Source organism: Microbacterium sp. Root180 (assembly GCF_001428485.1).
GTDB lineage: Bacteria > Actinomycetota > Actinomycetes > Actinomycetales > Microbacteriaceae > Microbacterium.
In genome coordinates this window covers 423,504-441,972 of sequence record NZ_LMHS01000001.1, presented here as the reverse complement: position 1 = coordinate 441,972, position 18,469 = coordinate 423,504, and the positions used below count along the sequence as shown (strand labels likewise).

Here is an 18,469-nt window from a genome sequence, read left to right as displayed (position 1 = left end):
ACGTGAGGAGAACGACCGTGGCAACGACCACCGCCAAGAAGACCACCTCGAAGGCCAGCGCATCCCCTGCGGGCAACCGTCGTCGCGCCGCGCGCGGCGGCTCGGGAGCAGAGCTCACCAAGGAGCAGAACGCCGAACAGGGCTTCAGCGCCTCGGAGTCGCTCAGCGAAAACCTGCAGAAGGTGCTCGTCGACCTGATCGAGCTGTCTCTCCAGGGCAAGCAGGCGCACTGGAACGTGGTCGGGCGCAACTTCCGAGACACCCACCTCCAGCTCGACGAGATCATCGAGGCGGCCCGCGAGTTCGGCGACACCGTCGCAGAGCGGATGCGGTCGCTGCACGCGCTGCCCGACGGCCGCAGCGATCTGGTCGCGCAGACCACGACACTGCCCGAGTTCCCTCAGGGCGAGATCGCGACGACCGAGGTCATCGACCTCATCACCGAACGCCTGGACGCCGTCGCGACGACGTGCCGCGACGTGCACGACGACGTCGACGACGAAGACCCCACGAGCGCCGACATCCTGCACGCGATCCTCGAACGCGTCGAGCAGCTCTCGTGGATGGTGAGCGCGGAGAACCGCACCCCCAGGCGGTGATCCCAGGCGCCCCAGACGCTGCCCGCCGGTCCCTCGGGACGGTGGGCAGCGCCGATGCCGGGATCCTGCCGCTGGATGCCGAACGGGCAGGCGCGTCATGAGACGCACCCGCCCGTCACGACGTGGTGGTGGGAGGGTCAGAAGACGTACAGCTGCCCCATGATCAGGATCGCGATGAAGAAGACGCCGAGGATCGCGGCGATGATGCCGATCGTCTTGCCCGACAGCTTGGCCACGCCCCAGCCGACGAGGAACGGCAGTGCGAGCAGGAGGATCGTGACGACCCACCAGAACAGCACGTAGCCCGTCGTGGTGGCCTCTTCGAGTCGTCCGCCGAACAGCTGCTGCGTGCTCGGATGCGTGGCGAAGCGGAAGGCGGCCGAGATCGGCACCGCGACGAACGCGAAGACGATGAGGCCGATGAGCGCGCCCCACAGTCCGGGGCTGCCGTTGCCGCTGAGGACGCCGCCGTGCGGTTCCTGGTCGTGACGTGTTGCCATGCCGTTGACCCTATCCGGCGGGCACGGGCCTTTCGCGTCCCCCACTCAGGATGAGAACGGCCGGGGCCTGCGTCTCCGGGCACGGCGGGCCGCGGCATCCGCTCCGCAGGAGATCCCCGCTTCCGCAGGAGATCGCCGCTTCCGCAGGAGCATTGCGGCCTGCCGAGTCCTGCGCAAGCGGAGAGTTCCTGCGCGAGCGCGGGCTGAGTCTCACGTGGCGGGCCGCGGGCGGCGGATGGCGGGTGAGTGTCGCGGCTGGCCGGCAACTCCTCGCCATAATGGAGCCATGGCGGCCGGCTACAGCGCGATCTCGAGCTATTCGCGCGTCGAGATCATGCACCTCGTGCAGCAGCAGCCCCAGCGCCCGATCGCCGAACTCGTCGAGGCGACAGGACTGCACCCCAACACGGTGCGCGAGCATCTCCAGCGCCTGATCGACGCCGGATACGTCGTGGCCGAGACCGAGCGCCGCACCACGCGCGGCCGGCCTCGCGTTCTCTACACCGCCGCGACCGGCGAGGAACAGGCATCCAGCCCCATCGCCGCACAGCGGGTGCAGGATGCCGCGCGCCGTGGCGACCTGCTGCGTCGCGTCTATCCGTCCGGCGAGGAGGAGAATCTCGCCCCCGACGCCCTGCACCAGCTCGACGCGCTCGTCGAGGACCTCGGCGGGGCCGGCTTCGACCCGCTCATCGACGAGACCGCGCTCACGGTCGATCTCACGCCGTGTCCCCACGCGACGACGGCCGACCACCGCGGCACGCTGTGCCGCGTGCACATCGGACTCATGGACGGAGTGCTGGCCCAGGCCGGCGGCCCGCTCAGGGTCGACGGAATCGCGGCGTCGTGCGACCCGGCCCAGTGCGTGGTGCAGCTGTCGCTTCAGCCCTCGGCGTCGAGTCTCACGCGCTCGGGACGCGAGTAGACGTTCATCGACGCGCCCCGCACGAATCCGGCGAGGGTGAGGCCGGAAGTCTCGGCCAGCTCCACCGCGAGAGACGACGGAGCGGACACGGCCGACAGGATCGGGATACCCGCCATCACGGCCTTCTGCACGAGCTCGAAGCTCGCCCGGCCCGACACCTGCAGCACAGCGCCCGTCAGCGGCAGCCGATCGGCCAGTGCCGCCCAGCCGACGACCTTGTCGACGGCGTTGTGCCGCCCGACGTCCTCCCGGACGACGAGCAGCTCCCCCGTCGCCGCGTCGAAGAGCCCCGCCGCGTGCAGACCTCCGGTCTTGCCGAAGACGGCCTGCTCTTCGCGCAGCCGATCGGGCAGGCCCAGGAGCCAGCCCGCGTCGACGGGTGCGGCATCCGCCCCGACGTCGTACGAGGAGACCATCTCGACGGCGTCGATCGAGGCCTTGCCGCACAGCCCGCACGAACTGGTCGTGTAGAACCGCCGCGCGAGGTCGGGGTCGGGCGGTGCGACTCCCGGCGCGAGCGTGACATCGAGGACGTTGTAGGTGTTCTCGGCGCTGCGCGCGCCACCGATCGAGCCTGCGCCACCGATCGCCACGGCGCCGCCGACCGCTCCCGTGCCCGGCCCCCCGCAGTGGATCGCCGAGCGGAACTGTCCTCCGCGCGAGATGACGCCCTCCGACACGAGGAAGCCCGCCGCGAGCTCGACGTCGTGCCCCGGTGTGCGCATCGTGATCGCGAGCGAGACGCCCCCGACCCTGATCTCGAGGGGCTCCTCGACGACGAGCGCGTCGCTGCGGCGCCGGCTCCCCAGGCTCTCGCCGTCGTGGGTGATGCGGACGACGGGGCGATGGACGGTGAGCCGGCCCACCCCGTCAGCCGCCGATCGCGTTCATGCCGCGGGCGGGCTGCAGGAACGCCGGGTCGTTGATCGCGTGACCGGGGAGCTTGCCGTGCACGCAGGAGCGGAGCATCCGATCGACCGCCTGGTCGCGCGCGTCATCGGCGGCTCCGCGCAGGATGGGCAGCAGGTCGTACTCGGTGGCCGAGAAGAGACAGTTGCGCAACTGCCCGTCGGCCGTGAGGCGCAGCCGGTCGCAGTCGCCGCAGAACGGCGCCGTGACCGATGCGATCACGCCGACGGTGTGAGGCCCGCCGTCGAGGTACCAGCGCGCGGCAGGCGCGCCGGCGCGACCGGGAACGGGTGTGAGGCTCCAGCGTGCCGAGAGCGCCGCGAGGATCTCGTCCTGCGTCACCATGCTCGTGCGGTCCCACGTGTGACCGGCGTCGAGCGGCATCTGCTCGATGAACCGCATCTGCGCGCCGTGCGAGATCGCGAACTCCGTGAGGTCGACCAGCTCGTCGTCGTTGACGCCGCGCATGGCCACCGCGTTGAGCTTGAGCGGTCGCAGACCGGATGCCGCGGCCGCCGCGATCCCGTCGAGCACGTCGTCGAGCCGGTCGCGTCGGGTGAGGTCGCGGAACCGGTCGCGCCGCAACGTGTCGATCGAGATGTTGAGGCGGCGCAGGCCCGCAGCCGCCAGGCCGGGCAGGAGCTCGCGCAGCCGGATCCCGTTGGTCGTCATCGCGATGTCGACCGGCCGGCCCTCGGGTGTGCGAAGCGCGGCCAGCCGGCCCACGACGTCGACGATGTCAGCGCGCAGCAAGGGCTCCCCGCCGGTGAGCCGGAAGGTCGCGATGCCATCCGCCGCGGCGATGCGCGCGATGTCGACGATCTCGTCGACGGTCAGGATGCTCGACTTCGCGAGCCACTCGTTGCCCTGCTCGGGCATGCAGTAGGTGCAGCGCAGCGAGCAGCGGTCGGTGAGCGAGATGCGCAGGTCGCGGTGGACCCGGCCGTGCGTGTCGACGAGCGGGTCGCCGGGCCGCGACGCGCCGGGATCCGCCGCGGCGGTGCGAGGCATCCGCGGCGCGATCGTCACCGGGATCGCCGTCACGCCGACGCCCTCCGGACCCGATTCGTCATGCTTCGAGGTTAGCCGCGCGGCGAGGCTGTGGCCCCGCCGCGCGGTTATTCACGGCCGCGACCAGGTGCGTCCGCGGGCGTCCCCTGGGAAGCTGTGGATCGGAGGGACCGCTCGCAGGGCGGACTCCCGTGTGGTCAGACCACATGCTAGTGTGGTCAGACCACATGATCGGCTCGAGCGATCGGAGAACGCATCGTGGATCTGCTGGACCCCCTGCTGCTGGCGCGCTGGCAGTTCGGCCTCACGACGCTGTACCACTTCCTCTTCGTGCCACTCACACTCGGCATGGCGCTCACAGTGTCGATCTTCCAGACGGCCTGGTTCCGCACGGGCAACGTCAAGTGGCTGCACCTGACCCGCTTCTTCGGCAAGATCTTCCTGATCAACTTCGCCATGGGTGTGGTCACGGGCATCGTGCAGGAGTTCCAGTTCGGCATGAACTGGTCTGCGTACTCGAGATTCGTCGGCGACGTGTTCGGCGCCCCGCTGGCCTTCGAAGGGCTCATGGCCTTCTTCTTCGAGGCGACCTTCATCGGCCTGTGGATCTTCGGCTGGGATCGCCTGCCCAAGGCGCTGCACCTCGCGAGCATCTGGATCGCGACGATCGGCGCCTGGTTCTCGGCGTACTTCATCCTCGCCGCGAACGCCTTCATGCAGAACCCCGTCGGCTACAAGATGGCCGAGGACGGCTCCCGCGCCGAGATGACCGACTTCCTCGCGGTGCTCACCAACCCCGTCGCCCTGGCCGCCCTCCCCCACACCCTGTTCGCTGCCTTCATGATGACGGCCGGCGTCATCATCTCGATCTCGGCCTGGCAGCTCGCCCGCGGGCAGAACATCGCGATGATGCGCTCGTCCCTCAAGTACGGGCTGTGGGGCATGATCGTCGCCTTCGCCGGCGTCGCGCTCTCGGGCGACCAGCTCAGCCTCGTCATGGTGTCGACGCAGCCGATGAAGATGGCGGCCGCCGAGGCGATGTTCGACAGTGCCTGCGGAGCCGATGCCTCGTTCTCGATCTTCACCCTCGGAACACCTGACGGCTCGAGCGAGCTGTTCTCCATCCGGGTGCCGTACCTCCTCGCCTTCCTGTCCACGCACTCGCTGCAGGGCTGCGTCGAGGGGATCAACGACCTCAATGCGCTCTATACGACGGAGATGTTCCCCCAGTTCGCCGACCAGGTCGACGGCAACTTCGCTCCGGTGCTGTGGATCACGTACTGGTCGTTCCGCTGGATGATCGGCCTCGGCGGCGTTGCCGCCCTCACCGCGGTCGTCGGCCTCTGGCTCACCCGCAGGAAGGCGAAGCGCGACGTGCCGCAGTGGGCGTGGAAGCTCGCGATCTGGGCGTGGCCGGCATCCCTGTTCGCGATCCTCGTCGGCTGGGTCTTCACCGAGATGGGCCGCCAGCCTTGGATCGTGTTCGGACTCATGCTCACCGAGGACGGCGTATCGCCGAGCGTCCCCGGCTGGACCGTGCTGATCTCGCTCGTCGCCTTCACCCTGATCTACGCCGCGCTGGCCGTGGTCGAGATCGGGCTGATCATCAAGACCTCGAAGAAGGGGCCGGACCCCTTGCCCGGACCCGACGATCCCGACCCGGGCGAGCTCGCGGTCGCCGACACTCCGACGACGGTCTACTAGGAGCGCGCCATGGACCTCGCATACCTCTGGTTCTGGATCGTCGGATTCCTGTTCGTCGGATACTTCGTGCTCGACGGGTTCGACTTCGGCGTCGGCATGTCACTGCCGTTCCTCGGCAAGGACGACATCGGCCGCCGGCAGATCATCAACACCATCGGCCCCGTCTGGGACCTCAACGAGACGTGGATCATCGTCGCCGGCGCCTGCCTGTTCGCGGCGTTCCCGGAGTGGTACGCCACGCTCTTCAGCGGGTTCTACCTGGCGCTGCTGCTGATCCTGCTGGCGCTGATCCTGCGCGGTGTGTCCTTCGAGTACCGGCACCAGCGCGACAGCCTGCGCTGGAAGAGGGGCTTCGACACGATGATCGTCGTCGGCTCGGCCGTGCCCGCCCTGCTCTGGGGCGTTGCGGTCGCCAACATCGTGCAGGGCGTGCCGCTGGACGCAGACCACGAGTTCACCGGCTCGCTCGTCACGCTCCTCAACCCCTACGGACTTCTCGGCGGGCTCACGACCCTGCTCCTGTTCTTCACGCACGGGGTGTACTTCGTGGCGCTGAAGACCGACGGCCAGGTCGCCGCGGACGCGCGACGGCTCGCGGGACGTGCCGGCCTCATCACGATCGTGGTCGCCGCGGCGTTCCTGGCCTGGACGGTCGGGATGGCGTTCGGCGAAGGGCGCGAGTTCGCGATGGTGACGGCGATCCTCTCGGCGGTCGCCGCCGTGCTGCTCATCGCATCGTGGATCTCCAACGCGCGAGGCCGCGAAGGCTGGGCGTTCGGCTTCGGCGCCGCCACGATCGTCACTGCGGTGCTGGCCCTGTGGTTCGCGCTCTTCCCGTTCGTCATGCCGTCGAGCACCGACCTCGCAAACAGCCTCACGATCGAGAACGCGTCGAGCACCGACTACACGCTGACGATCATGTCGTGGGCGGCCCTCATCTTCCTGCCCCTCGTGCTGCTCTATCAGGGCTGGACGTACTGGATCTTCCGCAAGCGGGTGTCGCGGACTCGGATCGAGAAGGCCGCCGCGACCGTCCATTGAGTACCGGTGCGCGACTCTGTCGGGCGCGCGGCGTGGGGTCGGTAGGGTCGAAGACGTTGTGAGCAGCGAATCGGAGAGCGCGGGGCCGCCCCGCACGTCAGGCAGGCCCGTCGATCCGCGCCTGCTGCGGTACGCCGGCGCCTCCCGCGGCTTCTTCGTGGCGATCGGGGCGATCGCCGTCGCGCAGACGGCCGTCGTCGTCGCCTTCGCGTGGCTGCTGACGCGGGCGATCACCGGCGCGATCGACGGGATGCCGCTCCCCGACCTCGCTGTCACGCTGGGCGCCCTCGCCGCGGTGGTCGCCGTGCGGTCGGTCCTGATCTGGGCCCGCGAGGCCGTCGCCGCCCGCGCGGCCGCGCGCGTGCAGATGCAGCTGAGGACCGCCCTGGTCGCGGCGGTCGGAGTCCTCGGACCGGAATGGCTCGGCATCCGCAATTCGGCACAGCTGGCTGTCACGGCGGGACGCGGGCTCGACGCGCTCGACGCGTACTTCGGCCGGTACCTGCCCCAGCTGGTGCAGACGGTCGTCGCCACGCCGATCATCGTCGCGGTCATGTGGTGGCAGGACTGGATCTCGGGCCTCACGGTCCTGCTGACGCTCCCGCTCATCCCGATCTTCATGGTGCTCATCGGCCTCGCCACCCGCACCGTGCAGCAGCGGCAGTGGCGCACGCTGCAGCGCTTGGCGGCGCGCTTCGCCGACACCGTCCAGGGCCTGTCGACGCTCAAGGTCTTCGGCCGGCAGCACCGCGCGGCGGCATCCATCGAGCACGTCACGGGCCAATACCGCCGCGAGACGATGCGGGTGCTGCGCATCTCGTTCCTGTCGGGCTTCGCGCTGGAGTTCCTGGCGAGCATCTCGGTGGCGATCATCGCGGTCTCGATCGGATTCCGCCTCATCGACGGCGCCCTCGCGCTCACGGTCGGACTGTTCGTGCTGCTGCTCGCGCCCGAGGCCTACCTTCCGCTGCGGCAGGTGGGGGTGCAGTTCCATGCCGCCGCCGAGGGCGTGGCGGCGACCGACGACGTGTTCGCCGTGCTCGACGCCGCCCGCGGTGCGCGGGCCGGCGCGACCGCTGTATCGGCGGCAGTGCCGGGTTCGGTATTGACGCTGACCGGCGTGCGCGTGCGGCGCGGCGAGCGGATGCTGCCTCCCGTCGACCTCGAGGCGGCGCCCGGATCGGTCGTGCTCATCGAGGGGCCGAGCGGCGCGGGCAAGTCGAGTCTGTTCGCGGCACTCCGCGGCGCCGCGGACTACGAGGGCGCGGCGGCGTACGGCGGCGCAGACGTGCGGACGCTCCCCCCTTCGGCGTGGCTGGCGTGGGCGGGGCAGCACCCCGGCCTCGTCACCGGCTCGATCGCGGCGAACGTGGCCCTGGGCGACGGCGCCCCCGATCCGACGGTCGTGCAGCGCGCCCTCGACCTCGCCTGCGCGAGCGAGCTCGACCCGGCGAGAGAGCTGGGCGTGCAGGGAGCGGGACTCTCGGGCGGCCAGGCGCAGCGGGTCGCGGTGGCGCGCGCGTTCTACCGGCACCTGTGCGGCCGCGCCGCGGTGCTCGCCCTCGATGAGCCGAGCTCCGCGCTCGATCCCGACACCGAGGCCGCCCTGTGGACCGGCGTGCGCGCGCTCGCCGACGGCGGCGCCGCCGTGCTGCTGATCTCGCATCGTACGAGCGCGCGCACGATCGCCGATGCGATCGTGCGCCTCGAGCCGAGCGAGGTGGCCGCATGAGCTCCCCCGGCACCGCCGCGACGACGTCGAACGTCCTCCGCGGCGCGCTCCCCCCAGTGCGCCGGTTCTGGCCGGCACTCGCGTCGGGCTTCGCTTCGGAGGCCTCGGCCGTGGCTCTGCTCGCGGTGAGTGCGTGGCTCATCGTGCGTGCCAGCGAACAGCCGCCCGTCCTCTACCTGTCCGCCGCCGTGGTCGGCGTGCGCTTCTTCGCTCTGTCCCGCGCGTCCTTCCGCTACCTCGAGCGCCTCACCGGCCACGACGCCGCCCTCCGGCAGCTCGCCACGACCCGCGCCTCTCTGGTGCGTCGGCTGGTGCCGCTCGCGCCCGACGGCCTGTCGCACACGCGCCGTGGGTCCGTCCTGGGCGCCCTGGTCGACGACGTCGACGACCTCCAGAATCTGCCGCTGCGCGTCGTTCAGCCGCTGGTGGCCTCGGCGACCGTCGCGCTCGGGGCGGTCGTGCTGGTGGCGTTCGTGTGGTGGCCCGCTGCGCTCACGCTCCTCGCGTGCCTGCTCGTCGCGGGGGTTGCGGCCACCCTGTGGGGCTGGGCTGCGGGCGGCCGCGCGGAGCACGAGATCGCGCCGTTGCGTGCGCGCCTCGCGGATGCCGTGCTCGACCACCTCGGCAGCCTCGACGTGCTCCTCGCGTACGGGGCCGAGGAGCAGAGCCGCGCGAGGATCACGGGCGCCGACTCCGCGCTCCGCCGCGCGGTGGTGCGCCGGTCGGGCGCCCAGGCCGGCACCGCCGCCGTCGTGTCGCTCCTGGCCGGCGCGGCATCGATCCTCGCCGTCCTCGCGGCGCTCCCAGGCGCAGCATCCGGAGCGCTCGAGGGCCCGTCGCTCGCCGTCGCCGTCCTCGTTCCGCTGGCCGTGTTCGAGGTGTTCGCCGCGGTACCGATGGCGGCAGCGGCGTGGCGGCAGGTCAGGGCGTCGGCCGAGCGCATCGCCGGCGCGCTTCCCGGCACCCTGCCCGACGGGCTCGTCGAGGAGACCGTGAGGGCGACCGGCGAGGCTCCGGCACTCGGCGACGGCGTGCGGCTGCGGCTGCGGGGAGCCTCCGTCCGCTGGCCGGGAGATGAAGACGCGGGCCTGCACGACGTCGATCTCGACATCCGCCCCGGCGAGCGCGTGCTCGTCATCGGTCCGAGCGGCGCCGGCAAGACCACTCTCGCCCATGCGCTCGTGCGATTCCTCGAGGTGGACGGGGTGTACGAGATCGGCGGGCGTTCCGCGCACGACCTCGCCGGCGACGACGTGCGCCTGACCGTCGGGCTGTGCGAGCAGCATCCGATGCTGTTCGACGAGGACATCCGGCAGAACCTGCTGTTCGCCCGCGAATCGGCCACCGACGCCGAGCTGGAGGCGATCCTCGGTCGCGTCGGCCTCGGCGACTGGCTGCGCGCCCGCGGCGGACTCGACGCGCGCGTCGGCGAGCGCGGATCGCTCGTGTCGGGCGGCCAGGCGCAGCGCATCGCTCTGGCACGCGGCCTGCTCCGGGGCTTCCCGGTGCTCGTGCTCGACGAGCCGACCGCGGGCGTCGACCCCGAGGCATCCGATGCCCTCCTCGCCGACCTGCTCGGCGCCGTCGAACCCGATCAAGCCGTCGTGCTGATCTCCCACGTCGCCGTGCCGGAATGCCTCGTGGACCGTGTCGTGCGCATCGCGGCGGGCCGCGTGCACTCCTGAGGGCAGCCCGAGCGCCGAGACCTCACGGAGCCGTGTCGGCCGCGAGCGCCTCGGCCGTCCCGCCGGGGACCGCTGACGGATCGACCTGCTCGACCGACGGGGCCGGCCCGGCGGCACCCGGCGTCGATGCCTGCGCCGCCGCCGCGATGCGGGTCGCCATCCCGGCGAAGATGAAGCCGTGGAAGGGCAGGACAGCGAACCAGTAGAGGCGCCCCGCAAGGCCCTTCGGGAAGAACACGGCGCGCTGGTCGTAGCGGGATCCGGCACCGTCCGCGGTGGCGCGCAGCTCCAGCCACGCGAGTCCCGGCACCTTCATCTCGGCGCGGAGCCGCAGCATCCGCCCCGGCTCGATCGCCTCGACGCGCCAGAAGTCCAGCGCATCGCCGACCCCGAGTCGGGCGCGCGAGCGACGTCCGCGGGCGAGTCCGATTCCGCCGACGAGCCGGTCCATCCAGCCGCGCACCGCCCACAGCAGCGGTGAGGAGTACCACCCGTTCTCTCCGCCGATCCCCTCGATCACGCGCCACAGCGCCTCGGGCGGCGCCGTCGTGTGCGCGGTGCGGGCGTCCGTGAAGGCGACGCGACCGGACCAGTCGGGGTCGCTCGGGAGCGGATCGCTCGGCACTCCCAGTACCTCCGCGTCGGCCCAGCTGGTCTCGACGGCGTCGCCCGCGACGCGGCCGAGCGCGAGCCGCACGGCCTGCCGGTACGGCGTCAGGCCGCCGGCGGGCGGCGGGATGAGCGCATCGACCGCCCGGTCCTTCATGACGCACTCGTTCTGCAGCGACTCGACGAGAGGACGGGCGAGGGATGCCGGGATCGGCGTGACGAGGTTGACCCACAGCGACGCGAGCCTCGGCGTCAGCACCGGCAGCGCCGCGATCGGACGCTGGTGCAGGCCTGCCTCGACCGCGTAGCCGTTCATCATCTGGCCGTAGCGCAGCACGTCGGGTCCGCCGATGTCGACCGCGCGATTCACCTCGGGTGCCACGCGCGCCGCCCCGAGCAGGTAGTGCATCACGTCGCGGACGGCGATCGGCTGGATGTGGTTGCGGACCCAGCGCGGCGCGGGCATATAGGGCAGCACCTCGGTCAGATGCCGGACCATCTCGAACGACGCGGAGCCCGAGCCGATCACGACCCCGGCCTGCAGCACGAGCGTGGGGACGCCGCTGCCGAGCAGCACCTCGCCCACCTCGACGCGCGAGCGCAGATGGCCGGACAGCTCGACGCCCGACGGGTGGAGCCCGCCGAGGTAGACGATGCGGCGGACGCCGGCGTCGGAGGCGGCCCGGGCCACCGTCTCGGCGGCACGGCGGTCGGCGTCGGCGAAGTCCCTGCCCGCCGCCATCGAATGGACCAGGTAGAACAGCACATCGACGTCGCGCACGGCACGGGCGACGGCGGCGGCATCCGTCGCATCCCCGCCGGCGACCTCGACCCGGCTCCCCCACGTGAAGGCCGAGACCCTGCCCGGATCGCGAGCCAGCACGCGCACGTCGTATCCGGCCCCGAGGAGCCGGGGCACGAGGCGCCCGCCGATGTATCCGGTCGCTCCGATCACGAGGGCGCGCGGTGCGGTGCCGTCCTCGCGCGGGACGGCAGCCAGTTCCGGCTCGTGGCCGGTGGGTGCCGAGAGGTCCTCCATGCTGGCAGGCTACGCCCGCCCGCGGCGCCGGAGAGGGGGTTGACGCGGACCCGGGAACCCGTCAGGAGAGCGTCATGCCGAAGGCCCGGGCTCCGTCGGGCGACGGCAGGGGTGCGAAGCCCACCCGCGGGTAGAACGCGATCGCGCCGGCGTTGTCTGATGACGCGACGAGGTGGAGCCCGGCGACGCCCTGCCGCGCGAGCTCCGTCACGAGCGTGTCGATCAGACGTCTTCCCAGCCCGTGTCCCTGCGCCTCCGGCAGGAGGTCGATGTGCAGGTGCGCGGGATAGGCGTCACCGAACGAGTCGGCGGCCCCACCGCGCTGGTACGCGTAGAGCACGATCCCGTCCTGCCGCGTGACCTCGGACTCCGGTCGGGGCCACCGGCCCTCGTGACGCGGCCACCACTCGGCGCGGAACCACTCCTCGAAGGCCTCGGTGTCCGGCGCGGCGACGATGTAGCCGACGACGCGCTCGTCCTCGGTCTCGGCGACGAAGGCGAGGTCCGGGTGGCGCGCGACGTAGGGCAGCACGAAGATCTCCGCCCACAGGTCGTCGTCGTCGAGGACGCCGGTGCCGTCTGCCCCGGCATCCGCCGTCTTCAGGCAGATCTCTGCGAGCGCCGGCTCGTCGCCGGGGCGGAAGGGACGGATGCGCACCCGATGAGTCTAGGAGTGCGGCTCAGGGCATCGCGACGAATCGCACGACCGACGCCGCGAGGCGCAGGTGCGCGATGACGCCGGGAGCGAGCCCGAGCTCGAGGGCGGTGTCTGCCGGCACATCCACCGCGACCTCGGGATCGGCGGTGCGCACCCGGACGCCGGCGGGAGTCTGTTCGAGCCGAGTCACCCGGGCTGTCCAGTCCCCGGCGCGGGACGGGGACTCGACCCGCAGGCTGATGGCCCCCGTACCGGGGGCGACGGACGCGATCTCCACCGACGACGGCCGGAAGACGGCCGCCACCTCGGTCCCCTCAGGTGCAGCGGATGCCACGCCCGACGTCGCGAGCGTGAGGGGCCCCTGCACCCAGCGCCCCGATCGGATCGACCCGACGACACGGTTGAGTCCGGCCACCGCCGCGGCGAACCGGGTCGCAGGCGAGGCGAGCACGTGGCGCACCGGGCCGGACTGCGTGACGCGGCCGTCCTCCAGCACGACCAGGCTGCTGGCGAGCGACACCGCGTCGACCGCATCGTGCGTGGCGACGATCGCCGTGGTGTGCGTGGCCGCGAGCTGGTGGTGCAGGAGCGCGCGGATGTCGGCGGCGGTCTCGGTGTCGAGCGAGGTCAGGGGTTCGTCCAGGAGCAGCGCGGCCGGCGCGGTCGCGAGCGCACGGGCGAGGGCGACGCGCTGCTGCTGCCCGCCTGAGAGCTCCGCGGGGCGCCGATCCCCCATGCCGTCGAGCCCGACCCGCCACAGCCACTCGTCGGCCTCCCCCAGCGCACCCGCTTTGGCGACGCCGCGCACCCGCAGGCCGAACGCGATGTTCTCATGGGCCGTGAGGTGAGGGAAGAGCCGGGGCTCCTGTCCGAGCAGCACGATCCCGCGCTGCGACGGTGTCGTGCGCACCCGCGGTCGCGGCGCCCGGTCGAGCTCGCGGTCTCCGAGCCTGATGTGCCCCTCGCCGAGATCGACGAGCCCCGCGAGGGCGCCGAGCAGGGTGGACTTCCCCGCACCGCTCGGTCCCATCACGGCCACCACCTCGCCCGGCGCGGCGGTCACCTCGGCGTCCAGCCGGAATGCCGGACGCTCGACGACGACGCGGGCGTCGAGGCCCGTCCCGGTCATCGCTGCGCCTCCGGGCGCCAGGCGCGCACGAGCAGGAGCACGCCGACCGCGGTGACCAGAAGGAGCAGCGACAGTGCGACGGCGGTGCCCTGCGAGACGCCGGCGCCGTTGAAGGCCGTGTAGATCGCGAGCGGCATGGTCTGCGTGACACCCGGGGCGTTCCCGGCGAACAGCGCGGTGGCCCCGAACTCGCCGATCGCCCGCGCGAAGCACAGCACGATGCCGGCGATGAGGCCCGGAGCGGCGAGCGGCAGCGTGACCCGGCCGAGGATCGTCCAGCGACCGGCGCCGAGCGCGGCGGCGGCCTGCTCGTACCCGACGCCCGTCGTCCGCAGCGATCCCTCCAGCGCCAGGACCAGGAACGGCAGAGCGACGAACGTCTGCGCCAGCACGACGGCGGTCGTGGTGAACGGGATGCGCAGCCCCCACTCGGCCAGGATGCCGCCGAGCCAGCTCGTGCGCCCGAACAGGAAAAGCATCGCCACGCCGCCGACCATCGGAGGCAGCACGAGCGGGACGGTGACCACAGCGCGGAGCACGGCCGCCATCCGAGAGCCGCTGCGCGCGATGAGGAGGGCGAGCGGCACGCCGAGCACGACGCACACCGCGGTGGCCGTCAGACCGGTGGCGAGGGAGAGCCCGAGGGCGGACACCGCCTCGGGCGAGGTGACGTCGCTCCACAGCGTGGACCAGTCCACGCGCAGGACGAGGGCCGTCAGGGGAAGAGCGAGCAGCGCCAGCCCGAGCAGCGCCGGGACGGCGAGGATGCGCGGGACGAATCCGACGCGGTCGGCGCCCGCGCTCACGGCGGCCCGAAGCCGAAGCCCTCGAGCACGGCGCGGCCCTTCTCCGAGAGCACGAACTCCACGAATGCTGCGGCTGCCGCGGGATTCCCGGCCTCCGCGAGCGCCGCGATCGGGTAGCGGTTGACGACCTCGCCGGCGCCCGCCGCCTCGACCGGTTCGACGTCATCGCGGCCGAGCACGTCGGTCGCGTAGACGAGTCCGGCATCCGCTTCGCCCGCGGCGACCTTGGTGAGGACGGCGGTGACGTTCTGCTCGAGGCTCGCGGGCGAGACCGTCACGCCGTTGTCGGCGAGCAGAGTCCGAGAGGCGGCGCCGCACGGGACCTCCGGCGCACACAGCACCACGGTGAGACCGTCCTCGCCGAGGTCCTCGATCGATTCGACGCCGCCCGGGTTTCCGGCGGGCACGGCGATGACGAGCGTGTTCGAGGCGAACAGCTCGGGGGCGCTCGCGAGCCCGGCGTCGACCACCCTCTGCATGTTGTCCTCGTCGGCTGACGCGAACACATCGGCCGGCGCGCCCTCGATCAGCTGCGTGGCGAGGGTGCTCGATCCGTCGTACGAGATCGGCAGCACCTCGAGCTGCGGATGCCGCGCCTCGAACTGCGTCGCGAGCTCGTCGAAGGCGGTGCCCAGCGATGCCGCGGCGAAGATCGTCAGCTCGCCGGTGAGCTCCTCGGTCACCACCGGCTCCGAGGGGCCGGGCGTGACCGGCCCCGCGGGCTCGTCGCCGACCGACGCGCACCCCGCGACGGCGAGCAGGCCGGCGATCAGGGCGGTCATGAGGATCGGGCGTCGCAGCATGTCAGCTCTTCGGCACTTCCACGATCACGGTGGTGGCCTTCACGACCGCGACGGCGAGCGAACCCACCGCGAGTCCGAGATCGTCGGCGGCCTCGGCCGACATCAGCGACACCACGCGGTGCGGACCGGCTTGGATGTCGACCTGCGCCATGAGCCCGTCGCGCTGCACGCGCGTCACCAGGCCGACGAAGCGATTTCGCGCGCTGGAGAGCCGGTCGCCTTCGCCCGCGGGCGCTGCGGCGAGCTCGACCGCGCGCGCGGCGAGGGCGTCGCCGGGTACCTCGGCGGGGGTCGACCCCGTCGTGGGGAGCGCACCGGCGTCGATCCATCGGCGCACGGTGTCGTCGCTCACGCCGAGCAGTCGTGCGGCCTCGGCGATCTTGTAGCTCGGCATGATCGCACGATATCACCGCATGCGCGGACAACAGCCTGCTGAGGCTTCCGCATCTGCGGACGCGGAGAGCGGACCGAGCCGCTCCCCACGCCCGCGCAATACCCTGGACCCATGCCGATTCCCCCGCTCGTCGAGCCCGTCGCGGCCCTCACCGACGACGAGGTCGCGCGGACGGCGCGGCACGCCCGCCTCGCCGGCTTCGGCGAGACGGCTCAGCGCAGGCTCGCCGGCGCCCACGTCGCGATCATCGGGGCCGGCGGCCTCGGCTCACCGACCGTCCTGGCCCTCGCCGCGGCCGGCGTCGGCACGCTCACCGTGATCGACGACGACGAGGTCGAGGCATCCAATCTCCAGCGCCAGGTGATGCACCGCTTCGCCGATGTCGGACGCCCCAAGGTCGACTCCGCCCGGCGCGTCGCCCAGGACCTCGCGCCGCACACCGTCGTGCACACCGTCCGCGCACGGCTGACCCGCGACAACGCGACCGAGCTGCTCGCCGCAGCGCACGTCGTCGTCGACGGGACCGACACGTTCGACACGCGCGCCGCGGTCGCCGACGCCTGCGAGCGGCTGGGCGTCCCGCTCGTGTGGGGCGTCGTCCAGGAGTTCCACGCTCAGGCGACGGTCTTCTGGTCGGCGCCGCCGGCCGGCTATCCCGCGGTGCGACTGTCGGATCTGTACCCGCCCGAATCCGTCGGCGACGTTCCCTCGTGCGAGCAGGTCGGCGTCCTCGGCCCGCTGTGCCTGCAGGTCGGCGGGGTGCTCGCGACGGAGGCAGTGAAGCTCGTGACCGGGATCGGCGAGCCGCTGCTCGGCCGCGTCATCGTGATCGACGCGCTGCGCGGGCGCACCGACGAGGTCCCACTGCTCCCGGCCCGCGCGCCCTCGCCCGTTCCCGCCGGCGACGATCCCGTTCCCCAGCTCGACCTCGACGCGGCGATCGCCGCGCAGGCCTCGGGAGCGACCCTGCTCGACGTGCGGGAGCCGTACGAGACCGCGACCGGCGTGCTGCCGGGCGTCGTCGAGGTCCCGCTCGCCCGCGTGCTCGCGGACCCGGCGATCGCCGGCGAAGGCCCGATCGTCGTGGTCTGCAAGGTCGGCGTGCGCGCGGAGCGCGCGGCCCGAGCCCTGCGGATTGCGGGGATCGAGGCATCCGTCCTCGCCGGAGGCATGGACGCGTGGGCCTCGGCACCGCGCGAACGGTCGCACGCGTGACGGCCGACGGCCTCGTCTCGATCGAGGACCATCTCGCGACGGTGCTGGCCGCGACAGTGCTCGTCGACGCCGTGACCGTGCCGGTCGCCGCGGCGCGCGGGCGCACTCTCCGCGAAGCCGTGAGGGCGGCCGTCGACATTCCCGTCTTCGACAATTCCGCGATGGACGGCTTCGCCGTGCGCTTCGCGGACGTGGCGGATGCCGCAGCAGACTCTCCCGTGACGCTGACGGTCGTCGCGGACCTTCCCGCGGGGACGAAGCTCGACCCCGCTCTCGGTCCGGGCGAGGCGGCACGCATCATGACCGGCTCCCCCGTGCCGTCCGACGCGACGGCGATCGTGCCGTTCGAGGACACCGCCGGCGGCCTGGCCGATTCGCTCGTGCGCGTCGAGGTGCTGCGCGCGCCGCGCGCCCCCGGCATCCACGTGCGCCGCCGCGGCGACGACGCCCGAGCGGGCGACGAGCTGCTGCCCGCGGGCACGCTGCTCGGCCCGCTCCAGCTCGCCGCGATCGCCGCGGCCGGCGTCGCCGACGTGGTGGTGAGCCGGATGCCGCGCGTCGCCGTCGTCTCCACCGGATCGGAGCTCGTCGCCCCCGGCACGCCGCTGGAGCGCGGCCAGATCCCCGAGTCCAACAGCGAGCTCCTCGCCGGGCTCGCTGCCGAGGCCGGAGCGGAGGTCGTCCTGCGCCTGAGCGTGAGCGACGACGGCGACGGTCCGCGCGAGGCCGTGGCGGCCGCGGAACTGCTCGGCGCCGACGTCGTCGTGTTCTCCGGCGGGGTGAGCGCCGGCGCCTACGAGGTCGTCAAGGGCACCCTCGGCGACGTGATGGCGTTCACGAAGCTGCGCATGCAGCCGGGCAAGCCGCAGGGCTTCGGCCGCACCCCCGCCGGCACGCTCCTGTTCGGGCTGCCGGGCAACCCGGTGAGCGCGGCCGTCTCGTTCGAGGTGTTCGCGCGCCCGGCGCTGCTGCGGATGCAGGACCGCTCCCCGCTCTCGCGCCCCGTGCTGCGGATGCCCGCGGCGACCGGGTGGCGCACTCCGCCCGGCCGCACCCAGTACCTGCCCGTCACGATCGACCGCGGCGACCCGTCGGCCTGGCGCGCGGTTCCCGCGACGGGTGGCGGATCGCATCTCGCGGGCGGCCTCGGGCGCGCCGAGGCGTACGCGGTCGTGCCCGCCGACGTCGCCGCGGTGGCGGCAGGAGACCCGGTCGATGTCATGCTGATCACATGAGCTTCACGCACCTCGACGATGCCGGCCGAGCGCGCATGGTCGACGTCACGCAGAAGCAGCCGACGGTGCGCTCGGCCACGGCCCGCGGATTCGTGCGCTGCTCCCCCGAGGTCGTCGCGGCCCTGCGGGACGGCACGGTGCCCAAGGGCGACGTCCTCGCGGTGGCCCGGATCGCCGGCATCCAGGCGGCCAAGCGCACGCCCGACCTCCTCCCCCTCGCTCACGTCATCGGCGTGCACGGCGCGGTCGTCGACCTCGAGGTCGAGGACGACGGGGTCGCCGTCGAGGCGACCGTGCGCACAGCCGACCGCACCGGCGTCGAGATGGAGGCGCTCACCGCCGTCTCGGTCGCCGCGCTGGCCGTGGTCGACATGGTGAAGGCGCTCGACAAGTCCACCTCGATCGAGCGTGTGCGCCTCGTGGCGAAGACCGGCGGCAAGAGCGGCGACTGGGTGCGCGCCGACGAGGACTGACC

General features: G+C 72.5%; 18 protein-coding genes. 9 read left to right on the top strand and 9 right to left on the bottom strand.

Going from position 1 to position 18,469, the window contains the following annotated elements:
* Positions 1-17 precede the first annotated feature (17 nt).
* On the top strand, positions 18-599 hold the full coding sequence (locus ASD93_RS02030; protein ID WP_056118072.1) for a Dps family protein: 582 nt from the start codon (positions 18-20) through the stop codon (positions 597-599).
* 137 nt (positions 600-736) lie between these two features.
* Here the strand turns inward: ASD93_RS02030 and ASD93_RS02025 are convergent, their stop codons facing one another.
* Positions 737-1,099: a hypothetical protein gene (locus ASD93_RS02025; protein ID WP_056118071.1), complete on the bottom strand. Its 363-nt coding sequence runs from the start codon at positions 1,097-1,099 to the stop codon at positions 737-739.
* A 286-nt stretch (positions 1,100-1,385) separates the two neighbouring features.
* On the opposite strand from ASD93_RS02025, the gene ASD93_RS02020 reads away from it, so the two are divergent.
* Entirely contained in the window at positions 1,386-2,024 is a 639-nt protein-coding gene (locus ASD93_RS02020) for a helix-turn-helix transcriptional regulator (RefSeq protein ID WP_056118069.1), read from the top strand.
* Here ASD93_RS02020 and fdhD read toward each other — a convergent pair.
* Both fdhD and moaA read right to left on the bottom strand, forming a co-directional pair.
* Positions 1,982-2,890, bottom strand: a complete 909-nt coding sequence (fdhD, locus tag ASD93_RS02015; protein ID WP_056118066.1) for a formate dehydrogenase accessory sulfurtransferase FdhD — start codon at positions 2,888-2,890, stop codon at positions 1,982-1,984. The two genes, ASD93_RS02020 and fdhD, sit on opposite strands and share 43 nt — an antisense overlap.
* A gap of 4 nt (positions 2,891-2,894) precedes the next feature.
* The gene (moaA, locus tag ASD93_RS02010) at positions 2,895-3,944 is read right to left on the bottom strand and encodes a GTP 3',8-cyclase MoaA (protein WP_082569157.1); all 1,050 of its coding nucleotides are present in this window, start codon (positions 3,942-3,944) and stop codon (positions 2,895-2,897) included.
* Between the two features lie 258 nt (positions 3,945-4,202).
* On the opposite strand from moaA, the gene ASD93_RS02005 reads away from it, so the two are divergent.
* From ASD93_RS02005 to cydC, 4 genes are read left to right on the top strand one after another with little or no spacing between them, the layout of a single operon-like run.
* Positions 4,203-5,648, top strand: coding sequence for a cytochrome ubiquinol oxidase subunit I (locus tag ASD93_RS02005; RefSeq protein WP_056118062.1), 1,446 nt, complete (start codon positions 4,203-4,205; stop codon positions 5,646-5,648).
* Positions 5,649-5,657: 9 nt separating this feature from the next.
* Positions 5,658-6,689 carry a cytochrome d ubiquinol oxidase subunit II gene (gene cydB, locus ASD93_RS02000; RefSeq protein ID WP_056118060.1) on the top strand — a complete coding sequence of 344 codons (1,032 nt, stop codon included), beginning with the start codon at positions 5,658-5,660 and terminating at the stop codon, positions 6,687-6,689.
* Between the two features lie 58 nt (positions 6,690-6,747).
* Entirely contained in the window at positions 6,748-8,421 is a 1,674-nt protein-coding gene (gene cydD, locus ASD93_RS01995; protein ID WP_056118058.1) for a thiol reductant ABC exporter subunit CydD, read from the top strand.
* Positions 8,418-10,106, top strand: coding sequence for a thiol reductant ABC exporter subunit CydC (gene cydC / locus ASD93_RS01990; protein WP_056118055.1), 1,689 nt, complete (start codon positions 8,418-8,420; stop codon positions 10,104-10,106). The genes cydD and cydC overlap by 4 nt, the downstream gene beginning before the upstream one ends.
* Before the next feature lie 22 nt (positions 10,107-10,128).
* On the opposite strand, the gene ASD93_RS01985 is transcribed toward cydC, so the two are convergent.
* From ASD93_RS01985 to ASD93_RS01960, 6 genes are all read right to left on the bottom strand, one after another.
* A complete protein-coding gene (locus ASD93_RS01985) occupies positions 10,129-11,754 on the bottom strand; it encodes an SDR family oxidoreductase (protein WP_082569108.1) in 1,626 nt (541 codons plus the stop codon).
* Positions 11,755-11,815: 61 nt separating this feature from the next.
* Positions 11,816-12,412 carry a GNAT family N-acetyltransferase gene (locus ASD93_RS01980; protein ID WP_056118053.1) on the bottom strand — a complete coding sequence of 199 codons (597 nt, stop codon included), beginning with the start codon at positions 12,410-12,412 and terminating at the stop codon, positions 11,816-11,818.
* A 22-nt stretch (positions 12,413-12,434) separates the two neighbouring features.
* Positions 12,435-13,541, bottom strand: a complete 1,107-nt coding sequence (locus ASD93_RS01975) for a sulfate/molybdate ABC transporter ATP-binding protein (protein WP_056118050.1) — start codon at positions 13,539-13,541, stop codon at positions 12,435-12,437.
* Positions 13,538-14,347 (bottom strand): ABC transporter permease, encoded by an 810-nt coding sequence (locus ASD93_RS01970; protein WP_056118048.1) that lies wholly within the window; start codon positions 14,345-14,347, stop codon positions 13,538-13,540. Before ASD93_RS01970 ends, ASD93_RS01975 begins: the two co-directional genes overlap by 4 nt.
* On the bottom strand, positions 14,344-15,147 hold the full coding sequence (modA, locus tag ASD93_RS01965) for a molybdate ABC transporter substrate-binding protein (protein WP_414843692.1): 804 nt from the start codon (positions 15,145-15,147) through the stop codon (positions 14,344-14,346). The genes ASD93_RS01970 and modA overlap by 4 nt, the downstream gene beginning before the upstream one ends.
* A gap of 4 nt (positions 15,148-15,151) precedes the next feature.
* Positions 15,152-15,544, bottom strand: coding sequence for a TOBE domain-containing protein (locus tag ASD93_RS01960; protein WP_056118044.1), 393 nt, complete (start codon positions 15,542-15,544; stop codon positions 15,152-15,154).
* 111 nt (positions 15,545-15,655) lie between these two features.
* Between ASD93_RS01960 and ASD93_RS01955 the strand changes: the two genes are divergently transcribed.
* Genes ASD93_RS01955 through moaC form a run of 3 tightly spaced genes read left to right on the top strand, consistent with a single transcriptional unit; the run spans position 15,656 to position 18,467 of the window.
* Complete coding sequence (locus ASD93_RS01955) at positions 15,656-16,759, top strand: ThiF family adenylyltransferase (protein WP_056118042.1); 1,104 nt, start codon at positions 15,656-15,658, stop codon at positions 16,757-16,759.
* Positions 16,723-17,994 carry a gephyrin-like molybdotransferase Glp gene (gene glp / locus ASD93_RS01950; protein ID WP_235566851.1) on the top strand — a complete coding sequence of 424 codons (1,272 nt, stop codon included), beginning with the start codon at positions 16,723-16,725 and terminating at the stop codon, positions 17,992-17,994. The genes ASD93_RS01955 and glp overlap by 37 nt, the downstream gene beginning before the upstream one ends.
* A complete protein-coding gene (gene moaC, locus ASD93_RS01945; protein ID WP_056118040.1) occupies positions 17,991-18,467 on the top strand; it encodes a cyclic pyranopterin monophosphate synthase MoaC in 477 nt (158 codons plus the stop codon). Before glp ends, moaC begins: the two co-directional genes overlap by 4 nt.
* Positions 18,468-18,469 lie beyond the last annotated feature (2 nt).